At 68.4% G+C, this 21407-nt stretch carries 20 protein-coding genes and 1 riboswitch; of the genes, 5 read left to right on the top strand and 15 right to left on the bottom strand.

The window, feature by feature from the left end:
- Positions 1-21 precede the first annotated feature (21 nt).
- From BB334_RS12860 to BB334_RS12850, 3 genes are all read right to left on the bottom strand, one after another.
- The gene (locus BB334_RS12860) at positions 22-1269 is read right to left on the bottom strand and encodes a lipopolysaccharide biosynthesis protein (protein WP_068808876.1); all 1248 of its coding nucleotides are present in this window, start codon (positions 1267-1269) and stop codon (positions 22-24) included.
- Between the two features lie 18 nt (positions 1270-1287).
- Positions 1288-1971: a hypothetical protein gene (locus tag BB334_RS12855; RefSeq protein ID WP_068808875.1), complete on the bottom strand. Its 684-nt coding sequence runs from the start codon at positions 1969-1971 to the stop codon at positions 1288-1290.
- 87 nt (positions 1972-2058) lie between these two features.
- Positions 2059-3060 carry a Wzz/FepE/Etk N-terminal domain-containing protein gene (locus BB334_RS12850; protein ID WP_083200422.1) on the bottom strand — a complete coding sequence of 334 codons (1002 nt, stop codon included), beginning with the start codon at positions 3058-3060 and terminating at the stop codon, positions 2059-2061.
- A 332-nt stretch (positions 3061-3392) separates the two neighbouring features.
- On the opposite strand from BB334_RS12850, the gene BB334_RS12845 reads away from it, so the two are divergent.
- Together BB334_RS12845 and BB334_RS17655 are read left to right on the top strand one after the other, a co-directional pair.
- Positions 3393-4454 (top strand): glycosyltransferase family 4 protein, encoded by a 1062-nt coding sequence (locus BB334_RS12845; RefSeq protein WP_068808873.1) that lies wholly within the window; start codon positions 3393-3395, stop codon positions 4452-4454.
- Positions 4454-5257, top strand: a complete 804-nt coding sequence (locus tag BB334_RS17655) for a glycosyltransferase family 25 protein (RefSeq protein ID WP_083200421.1) — start codon at positions 4454-4456, stop codon at positions 5255-5257. The genes BB334_RS12845 and BB334_RS17655 overlap by 1 nt, the downstream gene beginning before the upstream one ends.
- On the opposite strand, the gene BB334_RS12835 is transcribed toward BB334_RS17655, so the two are convergent.
- The 12 genes from BB334_RS12835 to cobU form a co-directional block, all read right to left on the bottom strand.
- On the bottom strand, positions 5191-6456 hold the full coding sequence (locus BB334_RS12835) for an O-antigen ligase family protein (RefSeq protein ID WP_068808871.1): 1266 nt from the start codon (positions 6454-6456) through the stop codon (positions 5191-5193). The two genes, BB334_RS17655 and BB334_RS12835, sit on opposite strands and share 67 nt — an antisense overlap.
- A gap of 155 nt (positions 6457-6611) precedes the next feature.
- On the bottom strand, positions 6612-7682 hold the full coding sequence (locus BB334_RS12830; RefSeq protein WP_068808870.1) for a glycosyltransferase: 1071 nt from the start codon (positions 7680-7682) through the stop codon (positions 6612-6614).
- Positions 7679-8668, bottom strand: a complete 990-nt coding sequence (locus BB334_RS12825; protein WP_408646451.1) for an ELM1/GtrOC1 family putative glycosyltransferase — start codon at positions 8666-8668, stop codon at positions 7679-7681. Before BB334_RS12825 ends, BB334_RS12830 begins: the two co-directional genes overlap by 4 nt.
- Positions 8665-9486, bottom strand: a complete 822-nt coding sequence (locus BB334_RS12820; protein ID WP_068808868.1) for a polysaccharide deacetylase family protein — start codon at positions 9484-9486, stop codon at positions 8665-8667. Before BB334_RS12820 ends, BB334_RS12825 begins: the two co-directional genes overlap by 4 nt.
- Entirely contained in the window at positions 9483-10643 is a 1161-nt protein-coding gene (locus BB334_RS12815; protein ID WP_068808867.1) for a glycosyltransferase family 4 protein, read from the bottom strand. Before BB334_RS12815 ends, BB334_RS12820 begins: the two co-directional genes overlap by 4 nt.
- 280 nt (positions 10644-10923) lie before the next feature.
- Positions 10924-11877 (bottom strand): mitochondrial fission ELM1 family protein, encoded by a 954-nt coding sequence (locus tag BB334_RS12810; protein WP_083200419.1) that lies wholly within the window; start codon positions 11875-11877, stop codon positions 10924-10926.
- Complete coding sequence (gene msbA / locus BB334_RS12805; RefSeq protein WP_068808866.1) at positions 11874-13616, bottom strand: lipid A export permease/ATP-binding protein MsbA; 1743 nt, start codon at positions 13614-13616, stop codon at positions 11874-11876. Before msbA ends, BB334_RS12810 begins: the two co-directional genes overlap by 4 nt.
- Positions 13617-13671: 55 nt before the next feature.
- The gene (gene cobC, locus BB334_RS12800; protein ID WP_068808865.1) at positions 13672-14223 is read right to left on the bottom strand and encodes an alpha-ribazole phosphatase family protein; all 552 of its coding nucleotides are present in this window, start codon (positions 14221-14223) and stop codon (positions 13672-13674) included.
- Positions 14208-14978 (bottom strand): adenosylcobinamide-GDP ribazoletransferase, encoded by a 771-nt coding sequence (locus tag BB334_RS12795; RefSeq protein WP_068808864.1) that lies wholly within the window; start codon positions 14976-14978, stop codon positions 14208-14210. The genes cobC and BB334_RS12795 overlap by 16 nt, the downstream gene beginning before the upstream one ends.
- A 3-nt stretch (positions 14979-14981) precedes the next feature.
- On the bottom strand, positions 14982-16019 hold the full coding sequence (cobT, locus tag BB334_RS12790) for a nicotinate-nucleotide--dimethylbenzimidazole phosphoribosyltransferase (RefSeq protein WP_068808863.1): 1038 nt from the start codon (positions 16017-16019) through the stop codon (positions 14982-14984).
- The gene (locus BB334_RS12785) at positions 16016-16642 is read right to left on the bottom strand and encodes a Uma2 family endonuclease (protein ID WP_068808862.1); all 627 of its coding nucleotides are present in this window, start codon (positions 16640-16642) and stop codon (positions 16016-16018) included. The genes cobT and BB334_RS12785 overlap by 4 nt, the downstream gene beginning before the upstream one ends.
- Before the next feature lie 33 nt (positions 16643-16675).
- A complete protein-coding gene (gene cobU / locus BB334_RS12780; protein ID WP_083200434.1) occupies positions 16676-17224 on the bottom strand; it encodes a bifunctional adenosylcobinamide kinase/adenosylcobinamide-phosphate guanylyltransferase in 549 nt (182 codons plus the stop codon).
- A 148-nt stretch (positions 17225-17372) separates the two neighbouring features.
- A riboswitch (cobalamin riboswitch) is annotated at positions 17373-17599 on the top strand.
- A gap of 132 nt (positions 17600-17731) precedes the next feature.
- Here cobU and BB334_RS12775 point away from each other — a divergent pair.
- From BB334_RS12775 to BB334_RS12765, 3 genes are read left to right on the top strand one after another with little or no spacing between them, the layout of a single operon-like run.
- Positions 17732-19579 (top strand): TonB-dependent receptor domain-containing protein, encoded by a 1848-nt coding sequence (locus tag BB334_RS12775; protein ID WP_068808860.1) that lies wholly within the window; start codon positions 17732-17734, stop codon positions 19577-19579.
- Positions 19580-19619: 40 nt separating this feature from the next.
- Complete coding sequence (locus tag BB334_RS12770) at positions 19620-20600, top strand: FecCD family ABC transporter permease (protein WP_068808859.1); 981 nt, start codon at positions 19620-19622, stop codon at positions 20598-20600.
- Entirely contained in the window at positions 20597-21403 is an 807-nt protein-coding gene (locus BB334_RS12765; protein ID WP_068808858.1) for an ABC transporter ATP-binding protein, read from the top strand. Before BB334_RS12770 ends, BB334_RS12765 begins: the two co-directional genes overlap by 4 nt.
- Positions 21404-21407 lie beyond the last annotated feature (4 nt).

Raw genomic sequence — 21407 nt, 5'->3', positions numbered from 1 at the left:
TTTTGACGTCTAGATAGTGAATTAGGTGGATACGTTGAGTTCTCTGAGCATCTCTTTGTATGCCAAAGCTTTCCAGAGGTACAACGCCGCGAATGCTGCGCATAGTGCGGCTGGGACTGAAGTTACGCCGAGGCTATCATTTAGAGCAATGGCTGAAATCAAGAAAGTTACTAATGCTGCCAACTGACTCAGTACGAGCGTCCGATCTCTTCCTTGTGCGTACAGCCCGAGGTGGGGTGTATGGCTGAGACCGTAAATCAGCATTGCAGCCAAGATCCAAGCTAGAAGGTGGAAATTTTCGTCATAGTCGGGCTTGTCGAGCCATTCGACAATGAAAAAAGCAGCGCTAAAAGCCAGTGTGGTAAGCAGGCACGTAGAAAGGATAATGTTAATCCTTAGGCTCTTCATCGCGGTCCTGTAGCCAAGGAGGTCGTTCGTGCGTGCAGCACTCACTAACCGAGGGTAAAAAAATACGACCACGCCAGCGTCGAGGAACGAGATTACTGCATTGCCAATTCCTGCGTAGAGCACATAAGCACCCAAAGTGTCGAGTCCCCCGATGGCTTCAACCCAGTATCTATCAAAGGTGAATAGTCCTCGAATCGCCAAAGCAGCGATTAGCATGGGTAATGCGATGCGAACTCCCCTTTTGATCCAGCGCCAGTCTATCGGTTTTGGATTCTGTACTTCGAACTTGCGCACAATCCACCAAGCGCCCAGTGCACAGGCCGCAGCGGCACCAATGGACCAAGCAGCCAGCGCAGCATGTAACTCTCTGAGGGAGGGGGTAGCCCACATCAACGGGATCAATGCTAAGCCCCAAGCGCCACTCCGCACGAACAGAACGATGCTAGCCTCCAGTTGAAGAGATAGGGCAACCAACACCCGATTCAACTCTTGTGCTACGTGCTCGAGGATGAGCAGTACGTAAAACCAACAAACGAGCATCCAGGGCAGAAAATCACCCATGAAAAGTAAAATTAATGGCGGCAGAAATAAAGCATAGGTGAAGAGGTAAAAGACTATCTGATCCCGGAGAATGCTCGGCTGTGCGTGCGGTGGCGATGCAATCAGTTCGCGCATTGAATACGTGTAGAACTCTAGGCCGAGCATGAAAAGGCAGTATCCGATTGTCGCCGCAACCAGCCCGTAGAGCCCCACTTCCGCCGGCTCCAGAAACTTCGCCAGCGCGAAGATGAGCGCGAACTTACTCGCTAGCGTGGCGGCACGCAGGAAGAGGTTGAGGAGGCGCTTGGTGGTGGAGGGCACTATGAGTCTGCGGGTGGGTTAGCTGCTTTGAGTCTGGTGTGCGACGTAGTTGAACACCGCCCCGATTCTTTCGGCGATGCTTGTACCCAGGTGCTCGCCGGCGGCTCCAACTGCAGCACGGCCTGCTGTTTTTATGAGCCCAAGAACAAGACTCTGAAGATCGGCGCCTTCAACGCCTTGGCGTCGCAGTTGCGCGGCCACGGATTTGCGCTCGGCGGGTGGGACGAGGTCCTCGATGAGCGCGGCGAGGGCGCGCAGTGGAAGTCGGGCGATGCTGCCGCCAAACCTACTGACGCTCAGGAAGCCGAGTTGGCGGACGCGGTGGCGCAGGGCATCCATCAGGAAGGGCTGGGGGATCTCGAGAAGGATGAGGTCACCGTCCGTCGTTGAGGTGGGATGTATGACGAGCGCACGAAGCGCGTCGTCGATTTGTTGCCGTGACGTAAGGGTGTCGGGCGCGTCCTGGTAGAGCAGGTTGCGGGCTTTGGCCCTGGTGATGCGCAAGGTGGTGACGGGTGGGTACTCGTCACCGTTGTCAGGGAGCGCGCCGAGAGTACTCAGGGCGCGCAGCGCCGCGACCTCGTGCTTGACCTGCTTTGCCGCACCGAAAACGGGTAGGGTGTAGGTGGCCAAGAGGTGTTCGATCGCGGCATTTGGATGGTCTACGGGCTTATTGGCGAGAAGCGCTGAGATGTCGAGCATGGTCAGGGCCGGGCAATGTGCTGCATTCGTCGCGAACAGCGGCAAGGGCAAATAAACGATTGCCCCTTTTTTAGAACTCCCATGGCATTAGGCTTTCGTTTCGCCGTTTGCCTTGGCTTTCGAGATGAATTCGGCAGCGAAAGCGAGCATCACGCCACTCATCATCCCCAACACGGCGGCAAGTGCGAGCACCAGCGCCTTTTTGGGCTTCGACGGCTTCGCCGGCGCGGTGATCTCACCGATCAGTTCGGTGGGCCGGGTCTGCGGCGGGGTGAGTTGCTGCGAGAGGCGCAGGCGTTCGGCGTCCTGCTGGTTGATCGAGTTGGTGATCGGGCCGCGCTCCAGCATCACCAGCGAGGCCTGGACGCTGTCGCGATCCTTGAGCTGCTCGGCGAGCTGGGTGAGGTCGACGTATTGCTGCTGCAGCGCGGTGCGCTGCTCTTCGAGGCTCTTGAGGCGCTCGGCGATGGGCTTGAGGTTGCCCTCGAACATGGTCGTGTGGGTTTTCTGCACGCCCTTGGCCACGTCGTCGAGCAGCCGCGCAGCGTCTTCCGGCGTATCGCCTTCGGCCGTGAGCTGGAGCGTGGTGGTCACCCCCTTCTGTACGCTGGCCTTGGTGATGAAGGGCCGGTCGCGCTTGATGCCTTCGGCAACGTCCTCGCCGTACTGGGCGAGGATGCGCGCCGAGAGTTCTTCCGCGTTCTCGAGCAGCCCGCCGTTGCCCTGCACCTGGCCGATGCGCAGCTTGATGCTGGCCTCGTAGACCGGGGCCTTGAGGAACGCGAACGCCGCGCCTGCGGCGAGGCAGAGGATGAAGCAGGTAAGGATGAGCGCCTTGCGCTTGACGAGGACCTGCCAGAGTTCGAGGAGGCTGATCTCGTCGTCTGCGTAGGAACTGAGCGCTGGCTGGGGGTTCTGCATGGGGAATGAGGGGCGGAGGGGAGGCCCCCGATTATCGCACTGCACCGAGAAATCTAGAACCGAACTGATGAGAAGATGTTTCACGCTGTGCCGTTTGGACGCCAGTCGCGCCGAACGCGCGGCGATCACGCCGGTATTACGACGCTTTCGTCGCTTGGGGGTGTGCATGCTTGCTTCCACCGCTGGGCACTGATCCGTGTGAGGCTATACTGCGCGTAGTGATACGGTCTGCTGATCGGGGTCGTGCAAAGCGGTCCTCCGACTGTAGGCTCCCTGCGCCGCGTCAAAGGAACCCAAAGCAGATGCAACCAGAAAGCCGCCCGCTCGTCACCTTCGCCCGCTCTCGTCGTGGATTCGGATGCGAGGCATTCCGGCAAGAACACTCTTCGACGAGGCCAAGCGAACCTGGCCCGGCGACCTCAAGCGTCTTGCGCGGCGCCTGCTGAAACGTTCGAACCTTGGCGGCTGAAGGCCGCCGATCAAGTCAGGACACAATTCCGATGCACATCTTGAATTCGGTCTACGGCGACTCGACCGGTGGGCGCTGGAATGCGACGCTGAAAACGGCGGAACTGCTCGCCCAATGCGGGCATCGCGTCACACTGCTGCTCGCCGCCGAAGACGCGGCCAAGGTGCCGGACTATGCGGGCAGCAAAATCGATGTCGTGACCCTGAGGAATTCGGGGCACTATGATGTGCTCGCCAGTTGGAAGGCCCGGCGCTTGATCTGCGAGCGGCATATCGAAGCCATCATCGCTCACAGCGGTCGCGCGATACATATGCTGGGGCGGGCCGCACCGAAGGGTGTACCGGTGATCGCGTTCAACCACAGTCACAATATCAAGCGCACCCTGAGGGCGGATGCCTTCTTCTGCATCACGCCCTATATGAAGCGCCTCGTGGATGAGGCGACCGGAGGCACCAAACCGAGCTTCGTGATCAGCAATGCGGTGAGTGTGCCGCCGGAGGACGCGCTGAAAGAGCATACGGACCCGCCATTCACGATCGGGGCCATCGGACGATTGGTCCCCGTGAAGGGGTTTCATCATCTGCTAGCGGCGTTGGGCTTGCTCGCGAAGGAGGGTCTGGAATTCCGGGCCCTCATCGCGGGCAAGGGTGAGCAGCGCGCTGCGCTTGAGCGGCAGGCGGAGGAACTCGGATTGCGTGATCGCGTGGAGTTCCCCGGGTGGATTGGCCCGGAGCAGAAGGGCGACTTTTTCAATGGACTGGATGTCGTCTGCTTCACTTCGGAGGCCGAGGCGCAAGGCATCACGATCCTCGAAAGTTTTGCATGGCGAAAGGCGCTGATCGGAACCGATGTGGACGGTGCGTCAAGTTGTTATGTGGACGGTCAGACGGCGCTGGTCGTACCGGCAAAGAATCCCGCGGCCCTTGTCGCCGCCCTCCGGCGATTGCATGACGAACCTGAATTGCGCCGGCGTTTGGCGGAGAGTGGCCGGCGCGAGGCCGTTCGGCTTTACTCCGATCAGGCAATCGCCCGACTGCTTGATGAGTCGGTCCGGAAACTCGTCGTGTCCGCACGAAGGGTGGGGCGGGGCTGATGGGGCCCTGTCCCATCTTCGTCATCAACCTCACTGCTGCCGGTGAGCGTTGGCAGCGAATTTCCGCACATCTTCGCGGGCTTGCGCTGGATGGTTTTCAGCGACTGGAGGCTGTCGACGGCCGTCGACTGAGCTCCGAACAACGGGATGCGAAGGTAGACCGCGCCTTCTTCGAAGGCTGGTACGGCAGAGCGCCGTCCGCGGGTGAGGTCGGATGCACCCTGTCCCATCTTGGAGCATATGAAACACTGCTCGACGGCAAGGCGCCTTTCGCCCTCGTACTCGAGGACGACGCGGAGCTGACGAATCACGTCCTCCCCCTTCTCGAGCAGGATGCCCTGCGGACCTGGCTTGCGGCGGATACGCCGCGCGTACTGCTGCTGACCCAGGCCGACCGCTACCTGGCGCGTCCGCTGCTTGAGCTGACGGAGCCTTACCGAATCGCAGTTGTGCGAAACGCGTGGCTCGCACATGGATACTTGATCAATCGCGCTGGCGCCCGGCTGTTGCTCAGAAAGCAGTCACCGATACGTTTTCTGGTCGACGACTGGATGGATCTGAACATGCTCTGGGGGGTCGACGTGCGATGCGTTCTGCCGAACCCAATTCACCTTCATGAGACGGCGCAGAACTCTTCCCTCGACGACGGGCGCGAGAGCGTGCGCACTGCTGCCAGGCCGAGGTCCTTTCAGCGTGCGATTCGACGTTCGTTCCGCCGCGTGGCGGATGCGCTGTTCTACAAACTTCTTTTTGGGATCCGAAAAGGAGAATCGCAAGGCGTGAGCGCTGACTCTGCAGAGTGATCACGCCAGAATGCGTGCGCGCGCAATAGAGTGATCAGAAAAATGAAGGCGGTGGTGAGTTTGGTGTCGATGAAGACCCCTTCTGTCAGGGCTTCTATCGCGATAACGATCAGGAGGGTGGTTACCGGCACCCTTTGTGCGGCAGACAAGCCTCGGAGGGCTCCCCAGAACAGTCCGATCAGGACCATGAACCCGGCCGCGCCGTGGGCTGCTAGCGCGTGCAGGTACTCGTTATGGAAATGGTCATAGGCGAGGACGCGCTTGCTGTAGCCGTGCTCAGCCAGAAAGCTTGAAGCTTGGGAGCTCCTGCCGGCTTTGTCGGAACCAGATCCGAAAACCGGATTCTGGCTGAACAGATGGATGGCGGTATGCCACATCTGCAGTCGCTGTCCGATTGAAGTGTTGAGATCACCAGATTCGATCTTCCTGATTTCAAAAACCGTTTCCTTGAGTCTGCGTTCGACCGTCGGAAACTGGTAGGCGATGGAGGAGGCGGTCAAGGTCAGGGAAATGACCAGAGATAAAATCTTGCCCCGGCTGACGCCTCTGGATCGGAACGTGCGGTAGCCGAGATATGACAACCCAAGAATAGCCGCGGGGTATAGTCCCCGAGTTCCCGAATAGATTGCGGCTACCAGACCGACTGCGGCGCCCAGTAGAAGGAGGCCCCTGAGCGCAAGGCTTCGCGTACTCGTCGCGCAGCAAATCGCGGTCGTTGCAAGCAGCGCGACGAGCGTGCCATACGGGATGGGATGGTGAGCGATCGTCGAGCCCGCCCGGGCAGCGTGGCCGGACACCACCTCATGAATGCCTGCGCCACCGCCGATGAGACAGCCGGCCGCCGCCCCGAGCCCAAGCGCCGTTTGGCTGAATCCATAGAGCTGCAGATAGATGAGGATCGGTATTGCGGCGAGATACCGCAACGGCGGATCGAACCTGTCCGCGGGCAGCCCCTCAAAATAACGGTATGCAATGTGATAGACGCAATAGACCCCGATTCCCAGGATCCACGGCAGTTGCGTTTTCAGTGCGGTCCCGACGCGACCGAGCTTGCTCGGCAGCGTGATCAGGCTCAGCAGCAGCAGGGCGCTACTCGCAATACTGTACTTAGGGCCGACAATAATGAAAGCAAAGAACCAGAAAGCGGCGAGCGAATTGAAGTAATAGAGATACTGGCGATGCGTTTCGGGTAAAACCATTGCTTTCCTGCTGCCGTAGCGGTTGAGTGGGTTTCGTCAAAGCTTTGTCTGTTCCCGCCTGTCCCCTTTTTCGTAGCGTAGAACTTGTCTGAGCGGTGGCGACTCAGGCTCACGCTCCGCTCGAGAGAAGGAACGGGAGGCGCACTGCTCTCCTTTCAGAGAAGATCCCGTAGGACCGCCGAAATTACTTGATTGGAAAAGTGCGCATCGTAGCTGGTCCGAGCCGCACGGCCCAATGAACGTAAAGCATCTCGCCTTGCATGCACCCGCCCCACCGCCGCACACACACTCTCCGCATCCCCCGGCCGCGCCCAGAACAGCCCCTGCTCCTCATCTGCCTTCAGCTCGACCGGAAACGCCGGCGTCGCCGCCGTGATCACCGCCCGCCCGATCGCCAGGCCTTGATACACCTTGTTCGGAATCACCCGCAGCGCCTTGTCGCTGGTGCCGAAGATGCCGAGGATCGCGTCCGCGCTCGCCAGCCGGCCGGGCAGCTCGGCCAGCGGTCCCCAGCCTTCGAAGCTGATTCGGCTCGCGCCGCTGGCGCCGACGAGCGGCGCGAGCAGGCGCTCGCACTCCGCTTTCATCGGGCCTTCGCCGATCAGGCGCCAGTGGGTGGGTGGGCCGTCGTACTGCAGGATGGCCTGGGCCAGCACGTCGACGCCCTGCAGGCCGATGAAGGTGCCGAAGAAGACCAGCTCGAGCGGGGCGTCGGCGGGCTTTGGCGGCCAGGGCTGGGGGGAGAACAGGGCTTCTTCCGCGCCCACCGGGATCACCCGGATGCGTTCGCGCGGTACGCCATGGGTGGCGTGGAAGTAGTCGGCGTGGCCTTCGGTGTCGGCGATCAGCCAGTCGGGCAGCTTGAACAGGCGCGACTCCCAGGCCAGCAGCTTGCGCGCCTTGGCGCTGTCGGCGGCGAACTTGCGCTTCTCGTTGACCTGCTTGTCGTAGGCGCTGATCAGCGGGTCGAACACCAGCGGCAGCCGGTGGCGGCGGGCGTAGCGGGCGGCGGCGGCGAGGTCGCGCTGGCGGAAGCAGGGCACCCAGACGAGGTCGGGCCGGGGGCCGCGGCGCAGCGCGTATTCGAGGTCGGCGGTGGCGGAGAGCGCGGGCAGGAAGCGGCGCACCGTGCAGCCGAGCTCGCGCAGCACCGACTCGATGACGCGGTTGCGCGGGTAGTCCGGGCCGTAGTTACCGTAGCGGCCCCAGATCAGCACGTCTTTCATGGCTTCGGGTGTTCCAGCAGCGGCAGCAGGACGGCGGCGATCTCGGCCTGGACGTCGGGCAGGCTGGGGTTCGCGGTCGGCAGCGCGGCGCTCGCGAGGCCGGCGATCGGGCTGCGCGCGAGCAGGCCACGCTCGGCGTAGGCCTCGAGCGCGGCGCCGTCGTTGGCGTTGGGCGCGGCGGTGGCGGGCGCGACCGAGATCACCGGGCGGCCGGAATAGAGGCTCTCGGCGACCATGGTGAGGCTGTCCTCGGTGACCACCACCGCGCTCGCGGCGGCGAGGAAGTCGCGCACCACCTTGCGCGGCGCCTGGTCCCACCACACCGCGTCGGCGAGCAGCGCGGGCGGCAGCGCGGCGCGCAGGATGGCCTCTGCGGCCGCGCCGGTGCGGCGCGAGGTGGTCAGCAGGAGCTGGGCGCCTTCCCGCCGGGCGAGGGCGGCGAGGCCGTCGGCGAGCGCGCGCCAGTCGGCGTCGCGGAAGACGTAGCCGGCGCCGTCGCCGCCGATCAGCACCGCGATCCGCGGCGTGCCGGCGGGCGGGGCGGGCAGCGGGCGGGCAAGCTCGCCCGGCACCGGGGGCAGCGGCAGCACCTGGTTGCAGGCCACGCCGGCGAGCCGCACGACGGTGAACACGCAGTCGAAGGCGGTCGGGTCGTAGCCCTTCAGCGTGCCGCTATAGACGTTGGCCGCGCGGTGCTCGCGGGCGAGCAGGGCGTTGGCGAGCAGGGTGTTGGCGCCCGAGGAGACGATCAGCTCGGGCCGGCCGGGCGGGGGCGCGATCTCGTAGATGCGGGCGAGCCAGGCGCGGGTGTTGCGGATGCGTGGCAGGCACAGGCGGCCGAGCCGCTTCCACAAGGCGCTGCGCACCTTCAGCGGGATGGTGTCGACCTCCAGCGCGAGCCGCGTCGCGAGCGCGTCGACCACGCCGCGGCTCTGGCTCAGGTGGCCGGGCGCGCCGTCGCTCAGGATCCATACCTTGCGCTTCACTTGCGCCATCCCCGCTTGCCGGCCCGCATGCGCATCACGAAGCCGAGCATCGTGTCCTTACCGCTGACCTTGATCCGCTTGAGCTCGAGCGGGTCGGGGCGCGGGCTGCGCGGGTCGATGCCGTCGACCGTGGTCACCGCGGTCTGGTAGCCGCATTCGCGCGCGAGCGCCACGTCCTCCGCGGCGTAGATGCCGAAGGGGTAGGCGAAGCTGCTCACCGGCACGCCGAAGTCCTGCTCCAGCGCCCGGCGCGACTCGATCAGCTCGCGCCGCTTGTCCGCCAGCGGGGTGGTCTTCATGTTGATGTGGGTCAGCGTGTGCGAGCCGATCTCGATGCGGCCGCTGGCGAGCAGGCGGCGGACCTCGTCGTCGCTCAGCTTGGGCTCGCGGGCGAGCTCGCCCGAGTCGTGGTGCGCCTTCTTGGCGGTGGACCAGTCGCGGTCGTGGCGGTCGACGACCATGTAGACGGTGGCGCGGGCGTCGTACTTTTCGAGCAGCGGCAGGGCGGCGTGGAGGTTGTCGGCGTAGCCGTCGTCGAAGGTGATCGCCACGCTCTTTTCCGGCAGCGCGTCCCAGCGCGCCCACAGCTCGTTGACGGTGAAGAACTGCCAGCCGTTGCGCCTGAGCCAGGCGAGCTGGGCCTCGAAGCGCTCGGGCGGCACGCGCAGGCCGTTGAAGCGCGCGCCTTTCCGGTGCGGGCTGATCATGTGGTACATCAGCACCCGCGGGTGGCGGTAATCCACCGGGCGCCGCCACCACGCGTAGCGGTCGGAAAACCACAGCGCGGCCGCGGCCAGCGCGAGGCCGAGCCAGATCATGATGCGAGCGCCTCGTAGAGTTCGATCGTCCGCCCCTGCATCTCGGCCAGCAGGAAGCGGGTATTGGGTTTCATCGCCGGCGCCTCGCCGCGCAGCACGCCGACCGCGCGCGCGCCGGCAGCGTCGTGGTCACCCTTGGCCACCGCGCCGAAGGGAAACAGCTCGGCGAGGATCTCGGCCACCCCCCCGTGCGCATACCCCACCACCGGCCGCCCCATCGCCAGCGGCTCCAGCACCGTGCGGCCGAAGGATTCCGGCGTGGAGGACAGGCTCAGCACGCAGGCCGAGATCGCGTAGATCTCGCGCACGTCGCTGCGGTGGCCGGTGAACAGGATGCGCTCGGCCAGCCCCTCGGCCCGCACGCGCTCACGGATCTCCTTCGCGTAAGCGGGGCGCTTGGGGTCGTCGCCGCCGACGATCAGCCCGACCACGTCCAGCCCTTCCGCGACCAGCTTGCCCGTGATCGTGATGAAGTCGTGATGGCCCTTGAGCCGCGTCAGCCGCCCGGGCAGCGTCAGCACCTTGCGCTGGCCGAGCTGCGGGAATTCGGTGCGAAAGCGCGCGAGCCATTCATCCGACGGCCGGTGGTCGCGCGGGAATTCCGCCGGGTCGATGCCGCGCGGGATCACGGTGATGCGCTCGTCCGCCAGGTGCGGCCAGCGGCTCGGCGGGTAGTGGGTTCGGATGTAGTCGCGCACGGTGTCGCTCACCGCGATGACACGCTCGCCGGCGCACATGATCGCGCTGTAGCGGCTGACCGAGTGCATGCCGTGCACCGTGGTGACGAAGCGCGGGCGGGTGGCGGCCGGCATGCCGCGCCAGGCCAGCCAGGCGACCCAGGCGGGCAGGCGGGAGCGGGCGTGGATGATGTCGAAACGCTCCTGCTCGAAGCGCTTGCGCAGGGCGCGGTACTGCAGGAAGGTGGCCGGCGACTTGCGGCCGAGGTCGAGCGTGAGGTGGCGCGAGCCCTCGCGCTCGAGCTGGGCGACCAGGCGGCCGCCCTTGGACAGCACCACCGATTCGTGCCCGGCCGCGACCAGGGCGCGCGCGATCTCGAGCGTGCCGCGCTCGACTCCGCCGCCGTCGAGGGCGGGCAGCAGCTGCAGGACCTTGAGCGGCCGGTTGGGGGCGCGGACGGTGGCGGGCGGGGCGGACATGGCGGGATTCTACCCGCAGCCCGGCAGCCGCGTCGCTGGTACGACCGCCGTTGATCGCGCACAGGGGTGCGCTCCTACAGTGCCTACGATCGGCGCTCCCGCTGTAGGAGCCCTGCCCCCAGGGCGATAACGGCGGTTGTCTCGGGAGTGGGCGCTGTTGATCGCGCACAGGGGTGCGCTCCTACAGTGCCTGCGATCAGCGTCCCCGGTGTAGGCGCCCTGCCCCCAGGGCGATAACGGCCGTCATCGCGGGCGCGGCGCTCACCCGCGCGCAACAACCTCAGCCCCAGCGCCGGACAATCTCCTGCGCCACCCGGTCGGCCTCGGCGAGCGGGGTGGGCGGGGGGGTGAGGTGGTGGCGGGTCTGCCAGGCGGCGAAGGGGGTGACCAGGCCGTCGGCGATCAGCATCGCCACGCCTTCGCTGACCCGCGAGCGGGCCAGGCGCGGCACCGCGAGCAGGCCGGTGGCGGCGCCGGCGCTGAGGCTCTCGTAGACCATCGACACGCTGTCCTCGCTGACCCAGGCTTCGGCGCTGCGGGCCAGTTCCTGCATCGCCCAGCCGGGGGCGGTGTCGCGGAAGGGGCGCAGGTCGAGGCCGCGGGCGCGCAGCGGCTCGAGCGCGGCCTCGGTGCTCGCCGGGGTGCGGCGCGAGGTGGTGAGCGTCCAGCGCATGGCGGGGGTGGCGGCGAGGATGTCCTCGAGCTGGGCGAGCAGGCCCGCTTCGTCCCAGCCGAAGTGCTTCGACGGGCCGCCGATCAGGATCAGGCCGCGGTCGGCTTCGCGCGCGCCGTCGGTGCGCGCGGTGTTGAGCACGCCGCGGGTGGCGATGACCTTGTCGCCCGCCGGCGGGGCGTCGTGCTGCGGAATCACGCACAGGTCGAAGCAGGCGAGCGGCAGGCTGGGCTTCATCAGCGCCACCAGGCGGCCGCCGCGGGCGCGGCGGGCGGCGAGTGCGGGCAGATGGGTGGGGTGGCCGCAGCAGGCGATCAGGTCGGGCGCGGGCAAGTCGGCGCCGGGCGGAAAGCGGCGGCGGGCGAGCGCCTTCAGCGCCGCAACCGGGGGCGGGGCCTCGATCCAGTGGATGGCGGTCGGTGTCAGCGCCGCGAGCGCGCGCGCCAGGCCCTCGAGCTGGCTGCGGTGGCCGGGCTTGCCATCGGTGAGCAGCCACAGCGTGCGCGGCGCGCCGCCGGGCGGTGAAGGCGGCGAGGGTGGGGCGGGCGCCGAGGCGCTCACGCCGCGGCCTCGGCGAACTGCACCGCGTGCATCGCGGCGTAGGCGCCCTTCTTCGACAGCAGCTCGGCGTGGGTGCCGGACTCGACGATGCGGCCCTGGTACATCACCACGATGCGGTCGGCTTTCTCGATCGTCGACAGGCGGTGGGCGATGACCAGGGTGGTGCGGTCGCGCATCAGGTTGTCGAGGGCGGCCTGCACCATGCGCTCGGATTCGGTGTCGAGCGCCGAGGTGGCCTCGTCGAGGATCAGCACCGGGGCGTCGCGGTAGATCGCGCGCGCGATCGCGAGGCGCTGGCGCTGGCCGCCGGACAGGCGCGCGCCTTCCTCGCCGAGCACCTCCTCGAAGCCGTTGGGCAGCGCGTCGATGAAGCCGCTGGCGAAGGCGGCCTCGGCGGCGGCGCGGATGCGCGCGGCATCGGGCGCGGGGTCGGCGTAGGCGATGTTGGCGGCGACGGTGTCGTTGAACAGCACCACGTCCTGGCCCACCATCGCCAGCTGACGGCGGTAGTCGCGCAGCCGGTAGTCGTCGATCGGCACGCCGTCGAGCAGGAGCTCGCCCTGGTAGCCGCTGTAGAAGCGCGCGATCAGGTTCACCAGGGTGGTCTTGCCGCTGCCCGACTGGCCGACGAAGGCGACCGTCTCGCCGGCGCGGATGTGGAGGTCGATGTCCTGCAGCGCGGGGACCTTGTCGTCGTTGTAGGCGAAGCGCAGGCCGCGGATGTCGATCTCGCCGCGCGCGTGCTCGATCGGCTTCGTGCCGAGGTCGGGCTCGGCCGCCTGGTCGATCAGCGCGAACACCGTCTGCGCCGCCGCGAGGCCGCGGTGCAGCTGGTCGTTGATCTTGGTGAGGCTCTTCACCGGCTGCTGCAGCAGCAGCATCGCGCCCATGAAGGAGACGAAGGCGCCCGCGGTGAGCGCGCCGGCCTGGGTGCGCACGCCGGCGAAATACACGATGAGCGCGATCGTCACCGCCACCATGAACAGGTTGAGGCCGGAGTTGATCGCGGTGGTGGCGGCGCGCTTGACCGTGAGCCGGCGCACCTGCTGGTTGGTGCGCGCGAAGCGGCCGGCCTCGTAGTCCTGGCCGTTGAAGACCTTCACCACGCGGTGGCCGCCGAGGCTCTCGTCGAGGATGCGCGCGAGCATGCCCATCGAGTCCTGGGTTTGCAGCGAGAGCCGGCGCTGGCGGCGGCCTACGACCTTCATCGAGATCGCCACCCCGGGCGCGAGCAGGGCGCAGAACATCGCCAGCTGCCAGTCGGTGTAGAACAGGATCGCGAGCAGCGAGATTGCCAGCACGCCGTCCTTGACGATGACGGTGATCACCTGCAGGCCGGCCTCCATGATCTGGTTGACGTCGTAGGTGACGCGCGACAGCAGCTCGCCCACCGAGGAGCGGTCGTAGGTCGCCACCGGCAGGCGCAGCAGGCGCTCGTACATCTCGGCACGCACGTCGTGGGTGATGCGCGAGGACAGCCAGCTGCTGGTGTATTCGTAGCCGTAGGAGGTGAGCATGCGCAGCAGGCCGAGCCCGAGCAGCACCACCGGCATCACCCACAGCGGCATCTCGCCGCTGGCGAGCGAGTCGAAGCCGTCGATGAGGTCCTTGAGCAGGCGCACCAACAGCGCATCGACCCCGCCGGCCGCCGCCATCAGCACCACGGACAGCACCGCGAGGCCGCGATACGGCTTGAAGTAGCGCAGCAGGCGGAAGTAGAGCTCGCGGGTGGACGTCATCGTGATCGCAGTCGGCGTGGCAACAGGGCGAAGCTTAGCATCGCCCCCGCCGCGCTCAGCGGTTGAACCACTTCAGCACCGTGCCCCAGGGCTCGAGGTCGAGCCGGGTGACCTGGCCGCAGCCGAAGTCCAGCCCCAGCCAGCGATCCGGTGGCAGGCCGAGCAGATGGCCGGCGATCACCCGCAGCGGTCCGCCGTGGGCGACCACCACCACCGCCTCCACCGGCGGCGCGGCCCGCAGCTCGTCGAGCCAGTGCAGCACGCGCTCGCTCATCTGGCGGGCCGACTCGCCGCCCGGCGCCCGAAAACCCATCGGGTCGGTAGCCCAGGCGTCGATCGCGGCGCCGATGTCGGCGAAGGGCCGGCCCTCCCATTCGCCGAAGTGCATCTCCTTGAGGCGCTCGTCGAGTCGCGGCTCGCCGAGTTCCTCGGCGAGCAGGCGGGCGCGGGTGAGCGGGCTGGCGTGCAGCGCGAAGCCGGCCGGCAGCAGCGGGCGCAGGCGGGCGGCGACCTCGACGGCGGATTCGGCGATGCCGACGTCGTGGTGGCCGTAACAGGTGCCGGGCGCGACGTCGGGGCGGGGGTGGCGGATCAGGTGAAGTTCCATGCGGCGAGGATCCCGAGGTAGCAGGCGAGCTCGGCGAGTTGCTGGGTGGCGCCGAGCAGGTCGCCGGTGTAGCCACCGAGGCGGCGGCGGAACAGGCGCGCCAGCCCCAGGGTGGCGACCGCGGTAGCGAGCAGCGCGCCGGCGATCTCCGCCGGCAGCAGCGCCGCGAGCGGCAGCAGGCCGCAGGCGGCGGCGAGCGCGAAGCCGGTGGCGGGCAGGCGGTGCGCCACCGGACGCGACTTCGCGCTGTCGTCGGCGCGCACGTAGGGCAGGGTCTGGATCAGGCACACCGCCGCCAGACGCGACAGCGGATGGGCGGCGAAGAGCGCGAGCGCGACGCTGAGGTCGTCGTCGATGCCGAGCTCGATCAGCGCCACCGCCTTCGCCAGCAGCATCAGCGCCATGCCGATCGCGGCGTAGCTGCCGATGCGCGAGTCCTTCATGATCGCCAGCACCTGTGCCTTGTCCCAGCCGCCGCCGAGGCCGTCGCAGGCGTCGGCGAAGCCGTCCTCGTGGAAGGCGCCGGTGAGCCGCACGCTGGCCGCCATCGACAGCACCACCGCCACCGAGGGCGGCAGGAGCAGGGCGAAGAGGAGGTAGCTCGCCGCCCCCACCACGCCCACCACCCAGCCCACCAGCGGCAGGTAGGCCGCCGCCGGCCGCAGGCGCGCGGGGTCCCAGCCGACCCAGGCCGGCACCGGAATGCGGGTGAAGAAGCCGAGCGCGGTGAAGAAGAGTTCGAGTTGGCGGCGCACCGCTCAGGCCTTGTCGCTGACGCCCGCGGACTCGAAGCTCGCCATCTCGTTGAGGAAGTTCACCGCCGCCTGCACCAGCGGCCAGGCGAGCGCGGCGCCGGTGCCCTCGCCGAGGCGCAGGTCGAGCTCCATCAGCGGCTCGGCGCCGAGATGGGCGAGCTGGACGCGGTGGCCGGGCTCCTGCGAGCGGTGGGCGAACACGCAGTAGGGCAGGATCGCCGGCGCGATCGCGTGGGCCACGAGCAGGGCGGAGGTGACGATGAAGCCGTCGATCAGCAGCAGCATGCGGCGCTCCGCGGCACCGAGCATCGCGCCCGCCATCATCGCGATCTCGAAGCCGCCGTACTCGGCGAGCGCGGCGAGCGGATCGGACGGCCGGCCGCCGCGCGCGAGCGCGCGATGGAGCAGGCCGAGCTTGCGCGCCACGCCGGCCTCGTCCAGCCCGGTGCCGCGGCCGGTGACGTCGGCGAGCGCCGCGCCGGGCACCAGGCAGTGGGTCAGCAGCGAGGCCGCGGCGGTGTTGCCGATGCCCATCTCGCCGAAGCCGACGACGTCGTGGCCGTTGGCGGCGAGCGCATGGGCGATGGCACGGCCGCGCTCGAGCGCGGCGTCGCGCTCCGCGGCGCTCATCGCGGGCTGTTCGAGGTAGTTCGCCGTACCGTGCGCGATCTTGGCGTCGCGCAGGCCGTCACGCGGCGCGAAGTCGTGGTTCACCCCGGCGTCGACCACGGTGAGGCCGATCTCGAGCTGGCGGCAGAAGACGTTGATCGCGGCGCCGCCGGCGAGGAAGTTCTCCACCATCTGCCAGGTGACGTCCTGCGGGTAGGCCGACACCCCGGCACGCGCCGCGCCATGGTCGCCGGCGAAGGCGAGGAGGTGGGGCCGGCGCAGCGCGGGCGTCAGGCTCTGCTGCACCAGGCCGATCTGCAGCGCGAGCGGCTCGAGCCGGCCGAGCGCGCCGAGCGGCTTGGTCTTGCGATCGATCTTCCGTTGCAGGGCGGGGGCGAGGGCGCGGTCGGGGGCGGCGATGTCGAAATTCATTGAGTGGGGGTGGTGTCGGGCGCGATGTCGGGGTTGGTGTCGGGGTTCGGGCCGGCGTCGTTGGGAAGGTCGCGGTAGAGCTCGGCGAGGGCGAGGGCGAAGCCGACCGCGGGCAGGGCGATCGCGCCGGCGTCGCCGCTCGCCTCGCTCAACAGCCAGCCGCCGTCGTCCTGGCGGGTGTAGCACTCGACCTGGGGGCGGTCCTGCCGCACGAAGAGCACCGTGCGCAGGCCGGAGAAGCGGCGGTAGGCCTCGAACTTGCGGCCGCGGTCGTAGGCCTCGGTGGTGGGTGACAGCACCTCGACGATCAGCGCCGGGTCTTCCTTCTCCTGGCGGCGGGCGCGATCGGCCTCGCTGCGGCTGACGAACACGTCGGGGTAGAACAGGCTGTCGTCCACGGCCAGGCGCGGGCGGACGTCGGTCATGAAGACGCTGCAGCGGGTGCCGCGCAGGGCGGTGCGCAGGGCGATATAGGTGTTGCCGGCGATCGTGTTGTGCACATCGTTGCCGCCCGCCATGGCGAAGGCCTCACCGTCGACGAACTCCCAGCGTTCAGGCTGCTCCGCCTCCCAGGAGAGGAATTCATCCAGTTTCATCGCGTGCTTTTCGGCTGGCAGGCCCATGGCATCGTCCTCCGCGGCTGTTCGACTTTCAGTTTAGCCGTGCTTGAGCACCAGCGGCAGGCCGGCGGCGACGAACACCACGCGCGCGCAGCGCGCCGCCACCGCCTGGTTGAGCCGGCCGGCCTCGTCGCGGAACAGGCGGCCGAGCGGGGTCTCCGGCACGAGGCCGAGGCCGACCTCGTTGGCGACCAGGATCACCCGGCCGGACAGCTCGGGGAGGAGGGCCAGCAGCGCGTCGCGCTCGCGGCGGAAGGTCGGCAGCGCGTCGGCGTCCGCCGCGGGCGGCAGGGTGTCGGCGCCGGCGAGCAGGTTGCACAGCCACAGCGTCAGGCAATCGACGATCAGGCAGCGCTCGGGCGCGGCCTCGCGGCGCAGGGTGTCGGCGAGCGCGACCGGCGCTTCCAGCGTGCGCCAGCCGGCGGGGCGGTCGGCGCGGTGGCGGCGGATGCGCGCGGCCATCTCCTCGTCGAGCGCCTCGGCGGTGGCGATCACGGTTACCGCCAGCCCCGAGGCCGCCGCGCGCCGCTCGGCCTCGCCGCTCTTGCCCGAGCGCGCGCCGCCGAGGATGAGTTCGCATGTCAAGGTCGTGAGTGTCCTGTCGAGTTCCTGCATGTAGCGTTATCGCGCACAGGGGTGCGCTCCTACGGTGCCTGCGATGACCACCCCGCCGATGCTCCGCTGCCGTGCACGATTCCGGGCCGTACGGTATCATCCGCCCCCACTGCCCCGGAAGGGGCGGCGCGTTATCGGTGCCCGCGGGCGTTTCTCGCCCAGGGTTAAACGGGAATCGGGTGCGCGGCTTCAGCGCCGCAATGCCCGGGCTGCCCCCGCAACGGTAAGTGCGCGCAAGGCGGGTCACACGGCCACTGGGAGTTCTTCCCGGGAAGGCGACCCGCCGCGTCCGGCAACGCCGGTACAGCGCACGAGCCCGGAGACCGGCCGGAACGCGAAATGGCGGATGTGCCGCGGGGTGGCGGCGACGGGTGCGTTTGTTCGGCTCTGTTCGGCTCCTCCTCTTCTGCGGTGCGTCCAATCGCAGATCGCCACGATGCGCGGGGACGCGGCTCGTGGCGCAGGGAGTCGATAACAATGAACATCCGTCTTGGTGCCGTGGCGATCGCCGTGGCCGCAGCCTTTCCGCTTCACCTGCCGTCCGCCTTCGCCCAGGAGAAGGTCGCCGACACCGTGGTCGTCACCGCCACCCGCCAGGCACAGCGCGAGAACGAAGTGCTCGCCAGCGTCGAGGTGATCGAGCGCGAGCAGATCGAGCGCGCCGGGCAGAGCACCATCATCGAGCTGCTCGCGACCCAGCCCGGGGTGCAGGTCAGCAGCAACGGCGGCGCCGGCTCCAGCAGCAGCGTCTTCATCCGCGGTACCAGCTCCAGGCACGCCCTGCTGCTGATCGACGGCATGCGGGTCGGTTCCGCCACCAGCGGCCAGCCGATGCTCGAGGCCATCCCGCTGGGCACGATCGATCGCATCGAGATCCTGCGGGGTCCGGCGAGCGCGCTCTACGGCTCGGATGCGGTCGGGGGCGTGATCCAGGTGTTTACCCGCAGGGGACGCGAGGGTTTCCATCCCGAGCTCTTCGTCGGCTACGGCAGCCACGACACGGTGCGGGCGAGCGCTTCGCTCGCCGGCGGCAAGGACCGGCTGCGCTACAGCATCGGCGTCGGCCACGACGAGACCGACGGCTTCAACGCCAAGCGCGACCCGGCCCGCTGGGTCAGCGCGTGGACCGGCGCGTCGTCCTTCAATGCCGACGACGATGGCTTCCGCAGCCAGTACCTCACCGCCTCGGCCGCGCTCGGTTTCCGCGCGGCCGATGAGGTTGGCGTAAACACCTACTACTCCGACGGCCGCAACTGGTACGACACCAACGACTTCTACGATTCCCGCCTCGACAAGAAGTTGTCGTCGGCCAGCATCTACATGCGCAATGAGCTCGGCGACGGCTGGACCAGCACCCTGCGCCTCGGTCAGAGCCAGGACGAGACGACGGACCAGGCCGACTTCGCGCCGGCGAGCCGCTTCGAGACCACGCAGCAGCAGTTCGTGTGGCAGAACGACGTCCGCCTCGGCGACGGCATGCTGCTCGCCGCCTACGAATACACGCGGGAGGAGGTCGAGGGTACGGCCGACTACGACAAGGACGAGCGCGATGTCAATGCGGTGCTGCTGGGCTGGAGCGGCCGCTTCGGCGCCCACAGCCTGCAGCTCAACGCCCGCCACGACGACAACTCGCAGTTCGGCGACAAGACCACCGGCCTCGTCGGCTACGGCTATCAGCTGTCGCCCGAGTGGAGCGTGCGCGGCAGCATCGGCTCCGCGTTCAAGGCGCCGAGCTTCAATGACCTCTACTGGCCGGGCAGCGGCAACCCGAATCTCGAGCCCGAGGTGGCGCTCAACCGCGAGCTCTCCTTCGGCTGGGACAACGGGCTGCACAAGGTGGATGTCACCTACTTCGACAACAAGGTGAAGCGGCTGATCGACTGGGCGCCGACCGACACCGGCTGGTGGGCCCCGTCCAACGTCGGCCTCGCGCGGCTCGAGGGCGTGGAACTCGCCTACGCGGTCGGCTTCGGCGGCTATGATCTGAAGGCCGGCGTCGATTACCTCGAGGCCGAGGACGGCGACGGCAATCGCCTGCCGCGGCGCGCCAAGGTGTCCGGCTTCGCCCGCCTCGACAAGAGCGCCGGCGCCTGGAACTGGGGCCTGGAATGGAACGGTGCGAACCACCGCTACGAGGACGAGGCCAACACCGACCGCCTCGCCGGCTACGGCCTGCTCAACGCCTACGCGCACTACGAGGTCGCGCCCGACTGGCGGCTGGAGATGCGGGCCAACAACCTGCTCGACAAGGACTACCAGATCGCGCGCGGCTATAACACCGATGGCACCAACGTCTTCGTCGGCGTGCGCTGGGCGCCGCGCTGAGGACGGCGAGGGCTGAGCCCGTGCCGCGTCCCCTCCCCGCATGAACCGCACCCTTCGCCCCCTGCTCGTGCTACCGGCGCTGGCCCTGGCCGGCGCCGCAGCGCTGATGTGGGCGCTCGCCGCCGGCGAGCTCCCGGTCTCGCTCGCCGACGCGCTGGCCGCGGCCTTCGGTGGCGGTGAGGGCATGAAGGCGCAGATCGTGCGCGAGCTGCGCCTGCCGCGCGCGGTGGCGACCTTCGTCTGCGGCGGCCTGCTCGCGCTCGCCGGCGCGCTGATGCAGGTGCTGCTGCGCAACCCGCTCGCCGATCCCTACATCCTCGGCATCTCGGGCGGGGCGGCGGTGGGCGCGCTTGGGGCGATCACCGCGGGGGCGGCGGCGTGGGTGATCGACACCGCAGCCTTCGGCGGGGCGCTGGCGGCGATGCTGCTGGTGTTCGGCCTGGCGCACGGCGACGGCAGCTGGACGCAGACCCGGCTGCTGCTCACCGGCGTGATCGTCGCCGCCGGCTGCGGCGCGGCGACCACCCTGATGCTGGCGCTCGCGCCCGACGTGCGGGTGCAGTCGATGCTGTTCTGGCTGATGGGCGACGCCAGCGGTGCGGCGCGGCCGTGGCCGGCGCTGGTGGTGCTGGCGGCGGGGCTGGCGCTGCTGCTGCCCTTCGCGCGCGACCTCAACGTGCTCGCGCGCGGCGAGCTCACCGCGCGCGCGCTCGGCGTGCGGGTGGCGGGCCTGCGCCGCGCGCTCTACCTGCTCGCCTCGCTGCTGACCGCGGCCGCGGTGACCCTGGTCGGCTCGGTCGGCTTCGTCGGCCTGATCGTGCCCCATCTGGTGCGGCTCGCGCTCGGCAACGACCAGCGCCTGCTGCTGCCGGCGGCGACGCTGGCCGGCGGCATCCTGCTCACCGTGGCCGACACCGCCGCGCGCACCGTGATCGCGCCGCAGCAGCTGCCGGTGGGCGTGCTCACCGCGCTGATCGGCGTGCCGGTGTTCCTCTTCCTGCTCGCGAGGCATCCGCGGTGAGCGCGGCCGACGGCCCGCCGCTGCTCGAGGCCGAGCGCCTCGCGCTGCGCGTCGGCGAGCGCTGGCTGTGCTGCGAGTTCAGCCTCGAGCTCGCGCCCGGCGAGTGCCTCGCCCTGCTCGGGCCGAACGGCGCCGGCAAGAGCACGCTGCTGCACACCCTGGCCGGCCTGCGCGAGCCGACGGTGGGCGAGGTGCGCCTCGGCGGCCTGCCCTACGCCGGCTGGCCCGCGCTCGCGGCGGCGCGCTTTCGCGGCCTGCTCGCGCAGCAGCAGCCCGACCACTTCGCCGCCAGGGTGCTGGAGACGGTGCTCATCGGCCGCCATCCCCACCTCGGGCGCTGGGGCTGGGAGGGCGGCGAGGACCTCGCCATCGCCCGCCGCGCGCTCGCCGACGTCGGCCTCGCCGGCTTCGAGCAGCGCGACCTGCTCACCCTCTCGGGCGGCGAGCGCCAGCGGGTGGCGATCGCCGCCTTGCTCGCCCAGGCGCCCAAGCTGTTCCTGCTCGACGAGCCGACCAACCATCTCGACCTGCATTACCAGATCGCGGTGCTCGAGCTCTTCCGCGGCCTGTGCCGCGCACCGGCCGCGGACGAAGCCGCCCCCGGCCGTGGCGCGGTGATGGTGCTGCACGACATCAATCTCGCCGCGCGCTATGCCGACCAGGTGATCCTGCTCGACGGCCGCGGCGGCGTGGTCGCCGGCGAACGCGACGCGGTGCTGCGCGCCGACCTGCTGAGCCAGGCCTTCGGCCATCCGCTGCGCCGCTTCGAGTTCGACGGCCGCGTCACCTTCCTTCCGGACTGACAGC

Source organism: Thauera phenolivorans (assembly GCF_001696715.1).
In the GTDB taxonomy this organism is placed as follows: Bacteria; Pseudomonadota; Gammaproteobacteria; order Burkholderiales; family Rhodocyclaceae; genus Thauera; species Thauera phenolivorans.
This window is presented reverse-complemented; position numbering and strand designations above follow the sequence as displayed.

Coding starts and splice junctions, on each gene's coding strand:
- BB334_RS12855 (WP_068808875.1), bottom strand. CDS start 1,971: ATGCTCGACATCTCAGCGCTTCTCGCCAATAAGCCCGTAGACCATCCA.
- BB334_RS12850 (WP_083200422.1), bottom strand. CDS start 3,060: ATGCACACCCCCAAGCGACGAAAGCGTCGTAATACCGGCGTGATCGCC.
- BB334_RS12845 (WP_068808873.1), top strand. CDS start 3,393: ATGCACATCTTGAATTCGGTCTACGGCGACTCGACCGGTGGGCGCTGG.
- BB334_RS17655 (WP_083200421.1), top strand. CDS start 4,454: ATGGGGCCCTGTCCCATCTTCGTCATCAACCTCACTGCTGCCGGTGAG.
- BB334_RS12835 (WP_068808871.1), bottom strand. CDS start 6,456: ATGGTTTTACCCGAAACGCATCGCCAGTATCTCTATTACTTCAATTCG.
- BB334_RS12830 (WP_068808870.1), bottom strand. CDS start 7,682: ATGAAAGACGTGCTGATCTGGGGCCGCTACGGTAACTACGGCCCGGAC.
- BB334_RS12820 (WP_068808868.1), bottom strand. CDS start 9,486: ATGATCTGGCTCGGCCTCGCGCTGGCCGCGGCCGCGCTGTGGTTTTCC.
- BB334_RS12815 (WP_068808867.1), bottom strand. CDS start 10,643: ATGTCCGCCCCGCCCGCCACCGTCCGCGCCCCCAACCGGCCGCTCAAG.
- msbA (WP_068808866.1), bottom strand. CDS start 13,616: ATGACGTCCACCCGCGAGCTCTACTTCCGCCTGCTGCGCTACTTCAAG.
- cobC (WP_068808865.1), bottom strand. CDS start 14,223: ATGGAACTTCACCTGATCCGCCACCCCCGCCCCGACGTCGCGCCCGGC.
- cobT (WP_068808863.1), bottom strand. CDS start 16,019: ATGAATTTCGACATCGCCGCCCCCGACCGCGCCCTCGCCCCCGCCCTG.
- BB334_RS12785 (WP_068808862.1), bottom strand. CDS start 16,642: ATGGGCCTGCCAGCCGAAAAGCACGCGATGAAACTGGATGAATTCCTC.
- BB334_RS12775 (WP_068808860.1), top strand. CDS start 17,732: ATGAACATCCGTCTTGGTGCCGTGGCGATCGCCGTGGCCGCAGCCTTT.
- BB334_RS12770 (WP_068808859.1), top strand. CDS start 19,620: ATGAACCGCACCCTTCGCCCCCTGCTCGTGCTACCGGCGCTGGCCCTG.